Source organism: Paenibacillus polymyxa (assembly GCF_018614975.1).
In the GTDB taxonomy this organism is placed as follows: Bacteria; Bacillota; Bacilli; order Paenibacillales; family Paenibacillaceae; genus Paenibacillus; species Paenibacillus polymyxa_E.
The window spans coordinates 57,308-71,798 of the sequence record NZ_JAGGNR010000007.1 but is presented as its reverse complement, the minus strand read 5'-3'; the positions used below and the strand labels follow the sequence as shown (position 1 = coordinate 71,798).

General features: G+C 48.0%; 7 protein-coding genes and 2 pseudogenes. 8 read left to right on the top strand and 1 reads right to left on the bottom strand.

Annotated elements, in window-relative coordinates; all coding sequences use genetic code 11:
* Positions 1–4 precede the first annotated feature (4 nt).
* From J7E78_RS03010 to J7E78_RS02990, 7 genes and pseudogenes are all read left to right on the top strand, one after another.
* A pseudogene (locus tag J7E78_RS03010) lies at positions 5–4,927 on the top strand (SDR family NAD(P)-dependent oxidoreductase); the annotation flags it as partial.
* A gap of 243 nt (positions 4,928–5,170) precedes the next feature.
* Positions 5,171–6,772 (top strand): annotated as a pseudogene (locus J7E78_RS30160) (type I polyketide synthase); the annotation flags it as partial.
* A 36-nt stretch (positions 6,773–6,808) separates the two neighbouring features.
* Positions 6,809–7,450, top strand: a complete 642-nt coding sequence (locus J7E78_RS30155; RefSeq protein ID WP_463674768.1) for a phosphopantetheine-binding protein — start codon at positions 6,809–6,811, stop codon at positions 7,448–7,450.
* 103 nt (positions 7,451–7,553) lie between these two features.
* On the top strand, positions 7,554–8,069 hold the full coding sequence (locus J7E78_RS03005) for an isoprenylcysteine carboxylmethyltransferase family protein (protein ID WP_215074875.1): 516 nt from the start codon (positions 7,554–7,556) through the stop codon (positions 8,067–8,069).
* 106 nt (positions 8,070–8,175) lie between these two features.
* On the top strand, positions 8,176–9,375 hold the full coding sequence (locus tag J7E78_RS03000; protein WP_215074874.1) for a cytochrome P450: 1,200 nt from the start codon (positions 8,176–8,178) through the stop codon (positions 9,373–9,375).
* A 145-nt stretch (positions 9,376–9,520) separates the two neighbouring features.
* Positions 9,521–10,048, top strand: a complete 528-nt coding sequence (gene loaP / locus J7E78_RS02995; protein WP_215074873.1) for an antiterminator LoaP — start codon at positions 9,521–9,523, stop codon at positions 10,046–10,048.
* Between the two features lie 464 nt (positions 10,049–10,512).
* Entirely contained in the window at positions 10,513–11,799 is a 1,287-nt protein-coding gene (locus tag J7E78_RS02990) for a diguanylate cyclase domain-containing protein (RefSeq protein WP_215074872.1), read from the top strand.
* Positions 11,800–12,314: 515 nt separating this feature from the next.
* On the opposite strand, the gene J7E78_RS02985 is transcribed toward J7E78_RS02990, so the two are convergent.
* The gene (locus tag J7E78_RS02985; protein WP_105598914.1) at positions 12,315–12,572 is read right to left on the bottom strand and encodes a GlsB/YeaQ/YmgE family stress response membrane protein; all 258 of its coding nucleotides are present in this window, start codon (positions 12,570–12,572) and stop codon (positions 12,315–12,317) included.
* 199 nt (positions 12,573–12,771) lie between these two features.
* On the opposite strand from J7E78_RS02985, the gene J7E78_RS02980 reads away from it, so the two are divergent.
* Positions 12,772–14,424 (top strand): extracellular solute-binding protein, encoded by a 1,653-nt coding sequence (locus J7E78_RS02980; RefSeq protein WP_251034795.1) that lies wholly within the window; start codon positions 12,772–12,774, stop codon positions 14,422–14,424.
* Positions 14,425–14,491: the final 67 nt, after the last annotated feature.

Here is a 14,491-nt window from a genome sequence, read left to right as displayed (position 1 = left end):
GATCATGACATTGCCTGCAACCGAATCATTTTTACAGCGATTGCGCCACAGCGACTATTTCGTGAGGGATCATCGTGTTCACGGGGTCTGCACCCTTCCGGGTGTGGTGCTGCTGGATATGGTGTACCGACTGAGCGGGAGCCATCTGCGTACCACCTCCATTGAACTTCGAGATATCGTGTTTACACAGCCGATTGTCACTTCGACGGATTTTGATGTGGATATCATGCTGACGTTGTCCATGAATATGGATGAGGGTCAGGGGCAAATCACGATTCATAGCCGCAAAGTACCAAAAGACAGTGAGGCGCCTTCATCGGAAGTACTGAATATGGAATGCAAGCTGTGTTTGCTCGGCGGGAAGGGGCCTGTACAACCTTTACAGCATACACACCCGCTGCCTTCCAAAAACACAGACGGGCTACAGACGTGGGATATGGATCAGATCTATCAACTCGCCCGCCAGGCGGATATACAGCATTTTTCCTTTATGAAAAACCACGGAGATGTCTTCAGACAAGGTCAAATGGAGTGGATGGATATCCGGCTGAGCAGCCTGGCCGAGCAGTATCTGGACAAATTTCACGCTCATGTGGCCCTGTTGGACGGGGCGACCTTTGCCGGGTCGTCCTTTCGCCTGGGAAATGTCGACGGTCTGGATGCAGCAGTTCCGCCATACATTCCGTTCATGATTGAACGATTTGTTATATACGACCGTTTTCCAGCCGAGATTCGCACGTTTACCGAACAAACACCAAGTGATCTTTCCGGTGGGGATATCATCTCCCGCAGCATTGCTGTTACGGATCGGGAGGGCAGATTGCTTGCGGAGTTTGTGAATTTGAAGGCAAAAAGAGTTCGCCATGCCGTATCCATTACCGGGCTGACAAACCAAATGACAACTGGACGCAACGACAAACCAGCTTCTGAAGCGGCCATAGCTGAAAGTTCCGAATGGGCAAATACAACGCAATTGTCTGCGGGCTCACAAGATCAGGTCCGAACCACGATTTCGGCTTATGTGAAAGCTGAAATCGCACGTATGCTGAACACTTTACCTGAGGCAGTGGATGAGCATGCAGGCTTCTATGAGCAGGGGCTCGATTCCATGCATCTGCTTGAGCTGGTGAAACGGATAGAAAACCGGGTGAACATGGCGCTTTATCCAACGCTGCTGTTTGAGCACTCTTCCGTGCAGGCGTTGACCGAATACCTGCACACCCATTGTTCCGACGCCTGGAATGAGGCAGCAGCGGTGTCGGAACGTGTGAACTTGAATACGCTCCCGTACCAAAGCAGTCATTCGACTGATGAACAACCTGCAACGCATTCGGAAATACCAGCAACAGCCAGAGAAATCGAGGGGAAAGGAGAACCTGTATGTTATGAGCCTAAATGGATTAAAACACTGGATATCCATGAGGCTGAATCTGCCCGACACATGATAGCGGATGGAAAAGAGCTGCAGTCCGATCTTACCCCGTACCGGATCGTGGTTCTCTATGGCAATTATCCGGATCTTGCTGCCAAGTTGGAGCTTCAATCTGACATATACGAGGTTCATCAATTGCCTGATCATTTGTCTATGGACGCTGATCTGTACCGCCAGAAGGTAACCGCGTTATACGGAATGATCCAGGCCAAAGCAATTCACCCGAATGTGGGCAGACGAATCGTTCTTCAAGTGCTGTCGGATTCCCGTGACACGGGAGGATACATTCACGGATTTGAAGGGATGGTAAAGACGGCCGCGATGGAGCTTCCAGCCTTTGGGGCTCAATTAATCAGAATGGATCTGCATGAAAGCTCCATGGATGAGACGCTAATTCGTCAACTTCGACTCGAAGCCGAAAACATCTCGTCAGGGTCCGCTGTCTCCATATGGTACAAAGGGGACTCCCTTCAGCGGCATGTTCGCAAGCTGGTGGAGATCCCTGTTCCGGGGGCCGTATTGGAAAAACCCTATAAGCCTGGCGGAGTCTATCTTATTACCGGCGGCATGGGCGGGCTGGGGTATGCACTGGCCGTTCATCTTTCCCGTCAATGCAGATGCAAGCTGGTTCTTATCGGACGTTCTCCGCTGAATGAAAACATTCAGCGCAAACTGAATCCACTGCGCATCAACGGTGCAGAAGCCATGTATATTCAGGCCGATACAACCGTTCAGGCCGAGCTGGAGAAGGCTGTCCTGAAGATTCGGGATCAGTATGGCGGAATCACAGGGGTATTTCACTGTGCAGGAACTGCCAAAGACCAGTTCATGCTACAAAAGCCTTTATCCGACCTGGAGCAGGTGTTGAAGCCCAAAATGGACGGACTCTGGAATCTGGAACAGGCCTTCGTTGATCTTAGCCCAGAGTTCACGGTTGCATTTTCCTCCCTGTCAGCCATTGTAGGTAACAAAGGGCAGGCTGATTACGCTGTGGCCAACAGCTGCATGGACAGACTTTTGTTGAATCATCAGGAGAGAGGTGGAACAAACGGGACAAGTACACGCCAGTATACAATTAACTGGCCGCTATGGGCAGATGGCGGCATGCAAGTGAATGATCACATTCGCAGCAACATGTATACGTCCTCGGGTTCAATGCCGCTGCCACTGGCAGAGGGGATGGCGCTTATCGACCGGATTGTTGCTCAGGATGTTTCGCAGGTCGTACTTCTCTATGGAAACAAATCCCGGATTCAGTCCGTTATGGGAGACGACATGGCTATTCATATGCCGCCGCCATCTGATCCGGAAGATATTGCTGTCATCGGCATGGCGGGAAGGTATCCCTCGGCGAACAACATGGACGAATTGGCCCGGATATTGAAAGAGGGACGAGATTGTATCACGCCCATGCCGGATGAACGCTGGGCGGGGCTGCATCTTCCGTATTCCGCTTCTGAATATTACCCGGTTGGCGGATTTCTGGATATGATCGATGACTTTGACCCGGCCTTCTTTCAAATTTCTCCGCTTCAGGCCGAGAGGATGGACCCGCAGGCACGCCTGTTTTTGCAGTCGGCATGGGCAGCCTGTGAAGATGCAGGCTTTGCTATTCAACGTGACAAGCATCATGATGCATCAGCAGCCAAGCGGAATGTCGGTGTATTTGCTGGCGTGTTCTGGAACCATTATGAACTGCTTGGCGCAGCCCTGACGCAGCAAGGTACGCCTACGGCTATGGGCAGCAACGCCTCAGCCATCGCCAATCTGGTTTCTTACCACCTGAATTTCCATGGTCCATCCATCGCTGTAGACAGCATGTGCTCATCCTCATTGACAGCGATACATTTGGCCTGCGAGAGCATTCGGCATGGACAGAGCCAGTATGCCATAGCAGGAGGGGTGAATCTGGTCACCCATCCCCATAAGTATGTATTTCTGAAACAGGCCAAGTTTTTGTCGTCGGACGGAAGATGTCGCAGCTTTGGCAAGGATGGCGACGGCTATGTGCCAAGTGAAGGGGTAGGGGCTGTCCTGCTCACAACGGTGGCTGAAGCCCGCAAGCAAGGTTATCCGGTCTATGGCGTCATTAAGGGCTCGGCTCTGAATCATGCTGGCAAAACATCCGGAACGACGGTGCCAGATCCAGTGGCCCAATCGGAAGTCATTGCAGATGCACTCGTCGCAGCAGGTGTCGAGCCAGGAACCATTGGATATATCGAAGCCCACGGAACCGGAACGTCACTGGGTGACCCCATTGAAATTCAGGGGCTGGATCGAGCCTTTCGAAACAGCCACAATCCGGGCCGAAACTGTGCTGTCGGTTCCTTGAAGTCCAACATTGGACATCTGGAAGCAGCGGCAGGCGTCGCCGGGCTAACCAAGCTTATCCTGCAGATCAAGCACAGAGAGCTGTTCCCCTCGCTGCATGCCAAGGAGCTGAACCCGCTGATTCCGTTTGAGGACACCTGCTTCTACGTGCAGCGGACAACCCAGCGCTGGGAGCGCCGTCATGGACAACAAAATGGGCGCTATGCGGAGTGGCCTGTTCGTGCCGGGTTGAGCTCTTTTGGTGCAAGCGGAAGCAATGCACATCTGATCGTAGAGGAATATATCCCAACTTCCGTCTCATGGACAGATCGTTCTGCATTAGATGAGGATTCCAGTGGAGCGGAAGCTTCAGCGGATGGTGAAGTAGTTCTTCCGATCTCGGCCAGAACACAGGAAAGATTGAAGGAATACGCTCATCAGGTTCGTTTTTATTTGGAGAACGGTGGTCTGTCTGAGCGCCTAATAGACATCGCCTACACGTTTCAGGTTGGAAGAACGGACATGAAATACAGGATTGCTTTGAGCGGAAGCAGCCACAGTGAACTGGTGGAACAGATCGATCGCTTCCTACACGGTCAATCCTCATTGCAACAAAATTCCAGTGAAAAATTAGATGAAATGACTTTGCTGGAAAATCATCCTTCGTCGCAGGAGAGGCTTCATCAATGGGCTGCATTGTGGAAGCAGGGACAGGGGGTAGACTGGACGGCCTTGTATGAAGATCTTCAGACGAAGCCGGCTATTGTTCGTGTACCAACGTATCCTTTTGCCAGAAATCGTTACTGGATTCAGGCTGAAGATCAATCATTTGGAGAGACAACGAGGGAAAAGGGCTTGCAATTGAACCGTGCGGAAACATCCTCTTCCGAAGTTGAAGGCGCGGGCATCGTTCAGCATATAAATGAAGCATCCAACCCTGTTACGGGAGCTGAAATGACGCCTTCGTTTCAGGAAAATCTGGGGGAAGAACAGGTTCTATCCTTATTATCCCAATCGGTGTCTTCCCTGTTAAAAGTCAGCATCTACGATCTGGACAGTGATGCGGAATGGGCAGAATACGGTTTTGATTCCATTCTGTTCACAGAGCTGACGGATCGGTTGAACCGCGACCATGGATTGGGTTTGACACCCGCCATCTTTTTCGAGCATGGCACTATTCGCGAGTTAGCGGTTCATTTGCTGCAAAATCATACCGATAAGTGGACATCGTCTTCTGCCACCAGAACGGCACCTCAACCCGAATCGTTCAATGCTATGTCTCATTCTGTGCCAGGAGCAACAGAAAGGGAAGAACCGCTGCAAACTTCATTGCGGTCAACGGCTTCAGAAGAGGAGAAACACACATCTGCCCATTCCCATGCAGGTACAGGCAGCAAGCTTAATTCGGGTTCAGAACTGTCTTCCCCCGAGCCGATAGCCATTGTGGGCATTAGCGCCAAGTTTCCGATGGCCGATAATGCGGAGCAGTTTTGGCAGAATCTGCTTGATGGCAAAGACTGCATTTCGGAAGTTCCGGAGGAACGTTGGCGCTGGCAGGATTATATGGGAGATCCGCTTAGAGAGAATGGCAAAACCAACGTAAAACATGCGGGATTTATGAGCGGAATCAGTGAGTTCGATCCACTGTTTTTCGGCATTTCTCCCAAGGAAGCCATGCACATGGACCCACAACAGCGCTTGCTGATGATGCATGTGTGGAAAGTGATAGAAGATGCAGGTTATGCACCGTCAGACCTGTCAGGTTCGGCCATGGGACTGTTCATTGGCACAGGCAGCAGCGGATATAATGTCATGCTGGCCCAGTCGAATGAAGCGGTCGAAGCATACTCCGTCACAGCCACCGTTCCTTCGGTCGGCCCTAATCGGATGAGTTACACACTGAACATACACGGTCCTAGCCAGCCTGTCGAAACGTCCTGCTCCAGCTCCCTGGTCGCCATTCATCGGGCCGTTCAAGCGATTCGAAACGGGGATTGCGAGACGGCTGTAGCCGGGGGTGTAAATACAATCCTGTCCGTGGATGCTCATATCAGTCTGACCAAAGCGGGCATGCTTAGCGCAGACGGGCGCTGCAAAACCTTTTCAAGCGAGGCAAACGGTTACGGCCGTGGCGAAGGGGTAGGAATGATTTTTCTTAAGAAATTGAGTGATGCTCAGCGGGACCATGATCACATATACGGACTGATCCGCGGTAGCGGGGAAAATCACGGCGGAAAGGCAGGCTCACTTACAGCTCCCAACCCCAAGGCACAAACAGCGCTGCTGAAATCCGTGTATGCCCGGGCGGGAATTGACCCTTCCACTATAAATTATATTGAAGCACATGGCACAGGCACACCCCTTGGTGATCCAATTGAGATCAATGCGCTCAAGACAGTATTTCAGGAGACAAGAGCAGACTTATCGGCCGCAGGGGGTTTTTCCATTCCAGGCCAGTCAACCGCATACTGTGGCGTCGGCTCTGTCAAAACAAATATCGGTCACCTGGAGCTAGCTTCTGGCATTGCTGGAGTAATTAAGGTGTTGTTACAGCTGAAACACCGCAAGCTTGTTCCCAGCCTGCATGCGGAGCAGATCAGTCCGTATGTCCAGCTTGAGAGCAGCCCGTTCTATGTTGTCAGACTGACGCAGGAATGGGAGAGACTCAAAGACGGCAATGGCAGCGAAATCCCCCGTAGGGCAGGAGTAAGCTCCTTTGGTTTTGGGGGTTCCAATGCCCACGTTATTCTGGAGGAATATATACCACCATTACAGCATGAAAAGATGACAGCTTCTGAATCCAAGTTGGCTCCGGTTGCGATCGTGCTGTCGGCCAAAAGCAAAGAGCGGCTCAGGGAACAGATGATCCAACTGTCGGCTGTCCTGCTCCGCAATGGGGAGGAGGACACTTCTCAACATCTTCGCCGCATTGCCTGTACACTTCAGACAGGAAGACAAGCGATGGAATACCGTGCAGGCTTCATAGCCGCATCGATTACAGAGCTAAAATCCTTGCTGGACGCCTATGTTCAGGAAGCGCACCTGTGGACCGATTCGGATGAATCTGTGCATGCACAGCGTTCATCCGAATCTGCGAAAGGTCACAAGCTACATCTTGGCTCCATTGCTGCTCACAAACGGACGGCAGCACTGTTCAGAGAGGATGAAGAACTCGGAGAAGCGCTGCAAAAATGGATTATACGTCGCAAATACCATAAATTGCTTGAACTGTGGGTGCAGGGCGTAGAGATCCAGTGGGAGCTGTTATATACAGAGGATCGTCCTGAGCGGATATCCCTTCCAACCTATCCGTTCACACCCGAGAAATATTGGGTCGGAGTGAAAAGCTCTGGTATAAAAGAGTCCTTCGAAGCAAGTAACGAAGAAATTGAAACCATACCCGTTGCCAAAGTTGAGGCTATCGGATCAACAGCCCCGAATCCTTCGGTTGAAAGTGAGGTCAGAAGCATCATGTCAGCTCTGCTGGGAATCCCACCAGACGACATGGACGAGCATCGTTCGCTGGAAGATTACGGAATGGACTCTGTACTGGCGCTTCAGCTTCTTCAACATCTCCAGGCACGGATTTCCTCTGATATTGGTATGGAGGATCTGAATAAATGCTATACCTTGCAAGACGTCATCAGCGTCTCCCTGAACCCAACGCATCCGGAAGATCAGTGGAGACTGGTACGGGACACTCCCTGATGAGTACCAAGTTGAATAAAGTTCCAGCGAGAAAGTCTCGGAGAGGAAATGCATGTAATCCATACTTGCCAATATAAAAAGCGAGAAGAAGGAGCGGATCACGATGTGGATTGGATTTTTGTTAATTATCATCTCACTCATTCGTATACCATCGGTTGTTATTGCCATGCGTAACGAGAAAAAGATCGTTGCAGGAGGAGGTACCGAGTACGGCAACCTGAACAGCAAAGTGTTATTTGTGCTGCAAAACCTGATTTATCTGAGCTGCATTGTATATGCCTTTATTTACGATGTGCAGTTTAATGTGTTGACGGTAATTGGTCTTGTCGTGTACGTGTTTGCCCTTTGCTGTCTCATCTATGTTATTCGCAAACTCAGTCCTTTTTGGACATACAAGCTATACATTGCCAAGGACCACAAACTGGTGCAAAGCTCGCTGTTCCGGCTGGTGCGCCATCCCAATTATTACCTGAACATTATTCCCGAACTTCTCGGTTTTGCACTAATTTCTCAAGCCTGGCCTGTATTTGTGCCTTTGTTTATCCTTCATCTCATTACACTGTTCAACCGGATTAATCTGGAGGAAAAGGTGATGAAACAAACGTTCACTCAGTACTAGGAACAGGTTGTAACCTTACGGCAGCTGCTGGCTCTTTCCAATGGCTGTATGGATCAAACGGGCTGCATCCCCTCTGCACATATGGATATAAAGGAGAGCGATTGGCATGAATATCAAGGAAAGAAGTAGTTTTCCCGATTTGAACTTGGTTACAGGTTTTAAGACCAACGCGGAGAAATATGAGCCATTTGCATGGTACAAAAAAATGCGGCAGGAAGATCCGGTTCATTATAACGAAGCAGAGGATGTCTGGAGTGTATTCAAATACGAGGATGTCAAGCGGGTTGCCGAGGATAAGGATTACTTCTCCAACAAGGTGCTTGCTCCACCGATTATTCAGGATACGATCATTTTTCAGGATCAGCCCAAGCATACCATCAGCCGCGCGCTGTTAGGCAAAGCGTTCACACCAAAGGCGATGTCCTCCTGGGCATCCAGAATTGATATGATTGTACAGGAGCTGATGGAATCGATTGAGGGACGCATCGAAATAGATATGGTGCAGGATTTTGCCTCCCCGCTGCCGATGATTGTTATTTCGGAGTTGCTTGGCGTTCCTACAAGCGACCGTGAGCAATTCCGGGACTGGGCAAATACACTGACTCTGGCACCCCAGGAGAATACGCCCGAAGAATATATGCGTATTTATCAGTTGCAGGCTCAGGCGAGTGAACAGCTTGTGGCCTATTTTCAGGACATCATTGAACTGAAACGCCGTAATCCAGCCGATGATATCATATCTGACCTGACACAGGCGGAGGAAGATGGAGAGAAGCTGTCTTCCGAGTCGCTGATTGCAAGCTGTGTCATGCTGCTTATCGCAGGAAATGAAACCACCACCAGTCTCATCACCAACTCCATCTACACATTCAATGATTATGAGCTGGTTAAGGAACTGGGGCAGCATCCGCAAATGATTCCATCCGCTGTCGAGGAGATGCTGCGTTACCGTTCTCCTTTGCAGCGAGCGATTCGCAAAGTGCTCAAACGCACAGAGATTGGCGGCAAAGCACTGGAGCCCGGCGACTATGTTGTCAATTGGATCGGTTCAGCAAACCGGGATGAGGACATATTTGAAGAAGGCGATACGTTCATTCTTGGCAGAAAGAATAACCCACATTTGGCTCTGGGTAAAGGCATCCATTTTTGCATGGGCTCCCACCTGGCCAGAATGGAAGCCAAAGCGGCGCTGACAGCGATGCTGACTACCTATCCGGGGCTTCAAGTGCATCCCGACTATGAGGTCGACGTCAATCCCAGCAATGTATACGGGCTGAAAAATTTATCCCTTCTGCTTCAAGGCTAATCGATCTGTTAGGTGAAAAGACGTAAAAAGTGCCCGGGGTGAACCGTGACCCTAGGCACTTTTTATTTACTTAAATGTAATTTATTATAATAATACATAATGAATGGGTTTGAATTTGTCCATAAAAAAGATCATGGGAGGATCTATGAACTGGTACAGCTTTTTTGTACAGAGTGGGAAAGAAGAAGAAATTAAACTTTTTATGGATCGATTTTATGCGCTACAGCACTTGAGTTGTCTAGTACCCAAACGAATGATTCCGGAACGAAAGCAGGGAAAAACTCGTCATTGCACCAAAGTATTATTTCCAGGCTATATTTTTATCCAAACCGGACAGATTCACGATTTATATTACAACATCAAAAAAACGCCGTATATTTTGTATATGGTCAATGGCGGCATTCACAAGCATGATCAGGCTGCCAATTTTTTCACTCCGATTCCCAAGGAACAGATGGACTGGCTCCTCCAGCTATGCGGTGTCAACGGAACAATGGGATACTCAGATATCATTATCGGCGGGAACCAATTCAAAGTAACGTCCGGACCACTCCTCGGCAAAGAAGCGATGATACGGAAAATTGATAAACGCAAGTCAAGGGCCAAAATTGAGGTGCAGTTGCTGAACGAGGTCAAGTTGATCGATGTTGGCATCAATGTCTCACTTGCTTGAGTTAATTGGATGAGCATTGGTGGGAGATTGCAGGGAAGAGGAGTAAGGAAATCGGTGTCCTACATTGGAATGCTAAACAGTTGAGGCATATGTATAACGATCCGCAAAGGCAGCATATTTTGAGAAGAAATAGCTTCATTGCATATATTTATTTTACTCGAGATGTAATAGTCGTCATTTAACGTTATTCATACGGCAAGGAGCAGTTCGCCTGGGCGCAGCTGCTCCATTTTTATGTGGAATTAAGCAAGTCCCGCTAAACCTTCAACGACTTTTTTTAAGCTCACTGATATAGAACCACCGAAAGGTAACTTATCAGTCTAATTTAATTTATCCGGGTCGGGATTTAAGACGTCAACGTGGCTGGATAATTTTAGTAATATTAAATGAAAACAAAATTTGCTAAAATATTGTATAGTTATTCTACAAATTTAGACATTCTAGCGGAGGATTGATCGGAAAGTATGAAAGAGTTTTTGAGCGAGCAGTCCATTGAAGCATTTAGATCAATTATAAATCACAATCCAGATGCCACTTTTATCGTTTCGAACGAAGGAACGATCGTAGAAGTAAATGAAGGGGTTACAGAGTGTTTAGGATTTCAAAAGAGTGAAATCATGGGTTCATCCTACAAAGATCTCTTTTGTCAACATCAGCTTGATTTGATCATCCAATATTTTTCTGAGGTCTTAAAGGGTGCATCCTGTCAATATGTTGCCGAAGCTCATCATAAAAATGGAGAAATTGTTTATTTGCAAATTAAGCAAGTTCCTTTGTTTTTTGAAGGTAAGGTAAATGGGATCTTTGGAGTGGCTAAAAACATTACTGAGTACAGACAGCTACTTAAGGCTTTGAAAAAAAGCGAAGAGCGCTATCGACTGTTAGCCGATAACTCCCTCGATCTGATCCAGTTGATCAACCTGGATGGCATTGTGGAGTATGCCTCTCCTTCTCATAAAATGGTGCTTGGCTTCGATCCAAAAGAATACATAGATAAATGGGTATTCTACCAACCAAATGGAGATGTGGACGATAAGTTTCGTACAGTATTTATGAGTATGTTGCTTTTGAAGAAGCCCTTTACCTATGAAATAGAGCGTCAGCATGAACAGGGCTATCCTGTATGGCTGGAGATGAAAGGAACACCCATGTTCGACGAGGATGGTGATTTCAAAAACATGATGCTCGTGGGAAGAGAAATTACAGAGCGGAAAAAGTACCAAGTTCAACTGGAACAATTAAGTTATCATGATGCACTTACCGGTGCCCCTAACCGGAGATATCTCAATAAAATGCTCAACGATGCTTTAAGTGCAGCAACGACAAGCGTTGGCCAGCTAGCCGTCATGTTTGCAGATCTAGACAATTTTAAACAGATCAATGATACATTAGGTCATGATGCGGGGGATGAATTGCTACGGCAATTTGTAAAGCGAGCAGGAGCTTGTCTTCAAGAACACGATGTCCTGGCCAGAATGGGTGGTGACGAATTCGTCTTTGTACTTCCTCATGTCAAATCCTCCTCAGAACTCAGCCTTTTGGCGGAAAACATCTTAGAAACATTGCAGCTCCCTTGGATACTCGGTGGGAAGGAGCTCTATACAACTTCAAGCATCGGCATTGCCATATATGAAGAAGACGATTCAGTAAAAGAACTGCTTCAGAAAGCAGATGCAGCACTTTATCTTGCCAAAGCGGAAGGCAAAAATACATATCGCATCTACTCATTCCGTGACTTGTCCATGCGCTGAATGTGTACTGACAGCAGATATATCTAGAGGCATTGCAATATTAAAGAAAGACGGATTGTAATATGAAGTGCGACACCTACTATGTATTTATCTTGACAGTAATTGAGTCTGACTCGTAATAATTGAAGTAGAGATGTAGGAAAGGGGACTCGCCGGACAATGTGGACTTCCTTGTAATGATTATCTAAACTGGATCGCTCGACTTGGTGTTGTGGTTATAACTACATGCCTGGTTTGTTATGCCGATCTGCAATCATTCAAGGGACGCGAGGAACCATTTGAATCAAACCCGGGCGCGGATACTTGATGTATCCGCTTTTTGTTATGCCTAGGATAATTCCATCTCCAATGAAAAATGGTTTTCTCCCTCCCTTATTAAACGGAGGAAATAAAATGACCAAACTAAGACCGTTCATTAAACTCACGGGAAACAATAGTTTCATAAAACCAAAGGAGGCGAAAGAAGCTTTACGTCAATACCCAATCAATTGGGAAAAACATGTCGTCTCCGCCTGTTAACGTCTTCGGAACGCTCCACCGCGGGCCAGAGCATAGAAAATCAAGAGAGCAATGATCGACCCGACGATTGCGGGTATGATATGAAATCCACCCACCACCGGCCCCCTCGGTCCCAACAGTTCATACCCTAACCACGATCCAACAAAGCCAGCAATGATATTTCCGAGTACGCCTCCCGGCACGTCCCGTCCAATCAGATTTCCACTTAACCAGCCAATTAGCCCACCGACAATAATTATCCAGATTAAATACACGAATTGGTCTCCCTTCCATTGATTTATTACAAGTTATGTTTCGTTAGGGCGAATGTTGCGGATCATCTGAGAATTGACCATGAAATCATTTCCATTTTAATCCAAGGGTAGTAAAATCGGTTGTACCACCACTAGTATGAATGCTGGTGCAGATGGGAATTGGAGATCGCCAGTATAGAAAGGAGGCGCTCAGGTGTTTATGTTTCGAAGTCCTTTTATTATAGCCTTGTTGATAATATGCCTGATGTCAGGCTTCGCTGCTTGTTCTGAGTCAGAGCAATCGGAAGATAAGAGTGTTTCGACAAAGGCTGACTTCACCGAGCAGATACAGAGCCTTAATCTGAATCTGGAAGAACCGTCATGGAAGCTGGATACCACCCCGGTGAATCTAACGTGGTTCGTTGGAGCCGAATGGTACGGGCACACTTGGGGTGAGAGCCTGACTTCCAAATATGTCACCCAAAAAACAGGGGTCAATATCGAATTTGAAGTATCCACTGGTGAACCAAGCGAGATGTTATCACGGATGTTGCCGACCGGCAGTCTGCCGGATTTGATAACCATCGGCTCCTGGGAGAGTGCGGTTAACAAACTTCGGGAGAGTAATCTCATCTATGCCCTGGATGAGCTAGCCAACCAATATGATCCTTACTTTTACAAGGTAGCAGGTGATGGTGCTCTGCAATGGTATCGCCAGGAAGACGGTCATACCTATGTCATTCCCAATGATGCGTACAGTCCCGAACAGATGCGTTCAACCGGCTTGACAGGAGCGAACCAAACCTTTCTCGTACGTAAAGATCTGTATGAGTCGATGGGCAAACCGGACCTTACCACACCGAAAGGTTTTCTAAATGCATTGCAATTGCTGAAGAATCAATATTCTGTTTATAAAGGCCAGCTGATCAGTCCGTTTTGGGCACAGGGGAATGCATCCTATGGGATGACCGAATATTTGCAAAATCTGCTTGCGATCCCCCATGAACAGAACGGTAAAGTATACGACCGAATGACAGATCCCGATTATATCGAGTGGCTGAAAACATTTCGTACCGCTTACGAGCAGGGGATGATTAATGTTGATTTTCTGGTCGATTCCAGTGCACAGGTACAGGAAAAAACCAATCATGCCCAATATTTTATGATGATTCGGGAATGGACAGACATATCGGACCTCAATTCGAAATTGGAAGCCCTTACGAATCAGAGCTCATACTATATTGCTGTAGATGGACCCCGGAGCAGTAGGGGAGAATCCGCCAAATTGTTTCCCGGCAGCATGGATGGCTGGATGGTTACGATGATTAGCAGATCCACGGAAAACCCTGAACGGGCCATCCGATTTTTGACCTATCTGGCCAGTGAAGAAGGCCAAAGGGATTTATTTTTGGGCAAAGAAGGTGAAACCTGGGCGATGAAGAACGGCAAACCGCAGTTGACGGCGGCAATGGTTCAGTTGCATGACACGGATCGGGAGCGGCTGGAAAAGGAATATGGCATTATGGATACCTACTGGATGTTGCGAAACCCTGCTTTCGTTAACAAGTGGAGACCAGAGAATGCCCCATCCATTAAGCAAATGGAGGAGTTCGCCAACCAACAGGCCGATCTGGACAGCGGCATCTATAAGGGACTCGATCCTGTAGGGGATTCCGATATAGCGTTAGCCTGGTCACGTATTTCTCAGCATTGGGAAGAGGTGCTGCCAGAACTGATTACAGCGAAGGATGAAGCTGCCTTTGACAAAATTTTCGAAAACTTTCTGATACGTCGTGTGAACTACGGCTTTAACCAGGTGATGGAATATCGCCAGGCTGAACTGGAACTGCGAAAAGCCATGATAGCCAGGTAACCAGTCCCTAATACATGGCTACCTATCAGCTAACTAGTAATATAGGGTATAACAAAGGTGGTGAATA

What these genes read in the sequence shown, in the direction of transcription:
- J7E78_RS03005 (WP_215074875.1), top strand. Translation starts at nt 7,554, where the DNA reads ATGTGGATTGGATTTTTGTTAATTATCATCTCACTCATTCGTATACCA.
- J7E78_RS03000 (WP_215074874.1), top strand. Translation starts at nt 8,176, where the DNA reads ATGAATATCAAGGAAAGAAGTAGTTTTCCCGATTTGAACTTGGTTACA.
- loaP (WP_215074873.1), top strand. Translation starts at nt 9,521, where the DNA reads ATGAACTGGTACAGCTTTTTTGTACAGAGTGGGAAAGAAGAAGAAATT.
- J7E78_RS02990 (WP_215074872.1), top strand. Translation starts at nt 10,513, where the DNA reads ATGAAAGAGTTTTTGAGCGAGCAGTCCATTGAAGCATTTAGATCAATT.
- J7E78_RS02980 (WP_251034795.1), top strand. Translation starts at nt 12,772, where the DNA reads ATGTTTCGAAGTCCTTTTATTATAGCCTTGTTGATAATATGCCTGATG.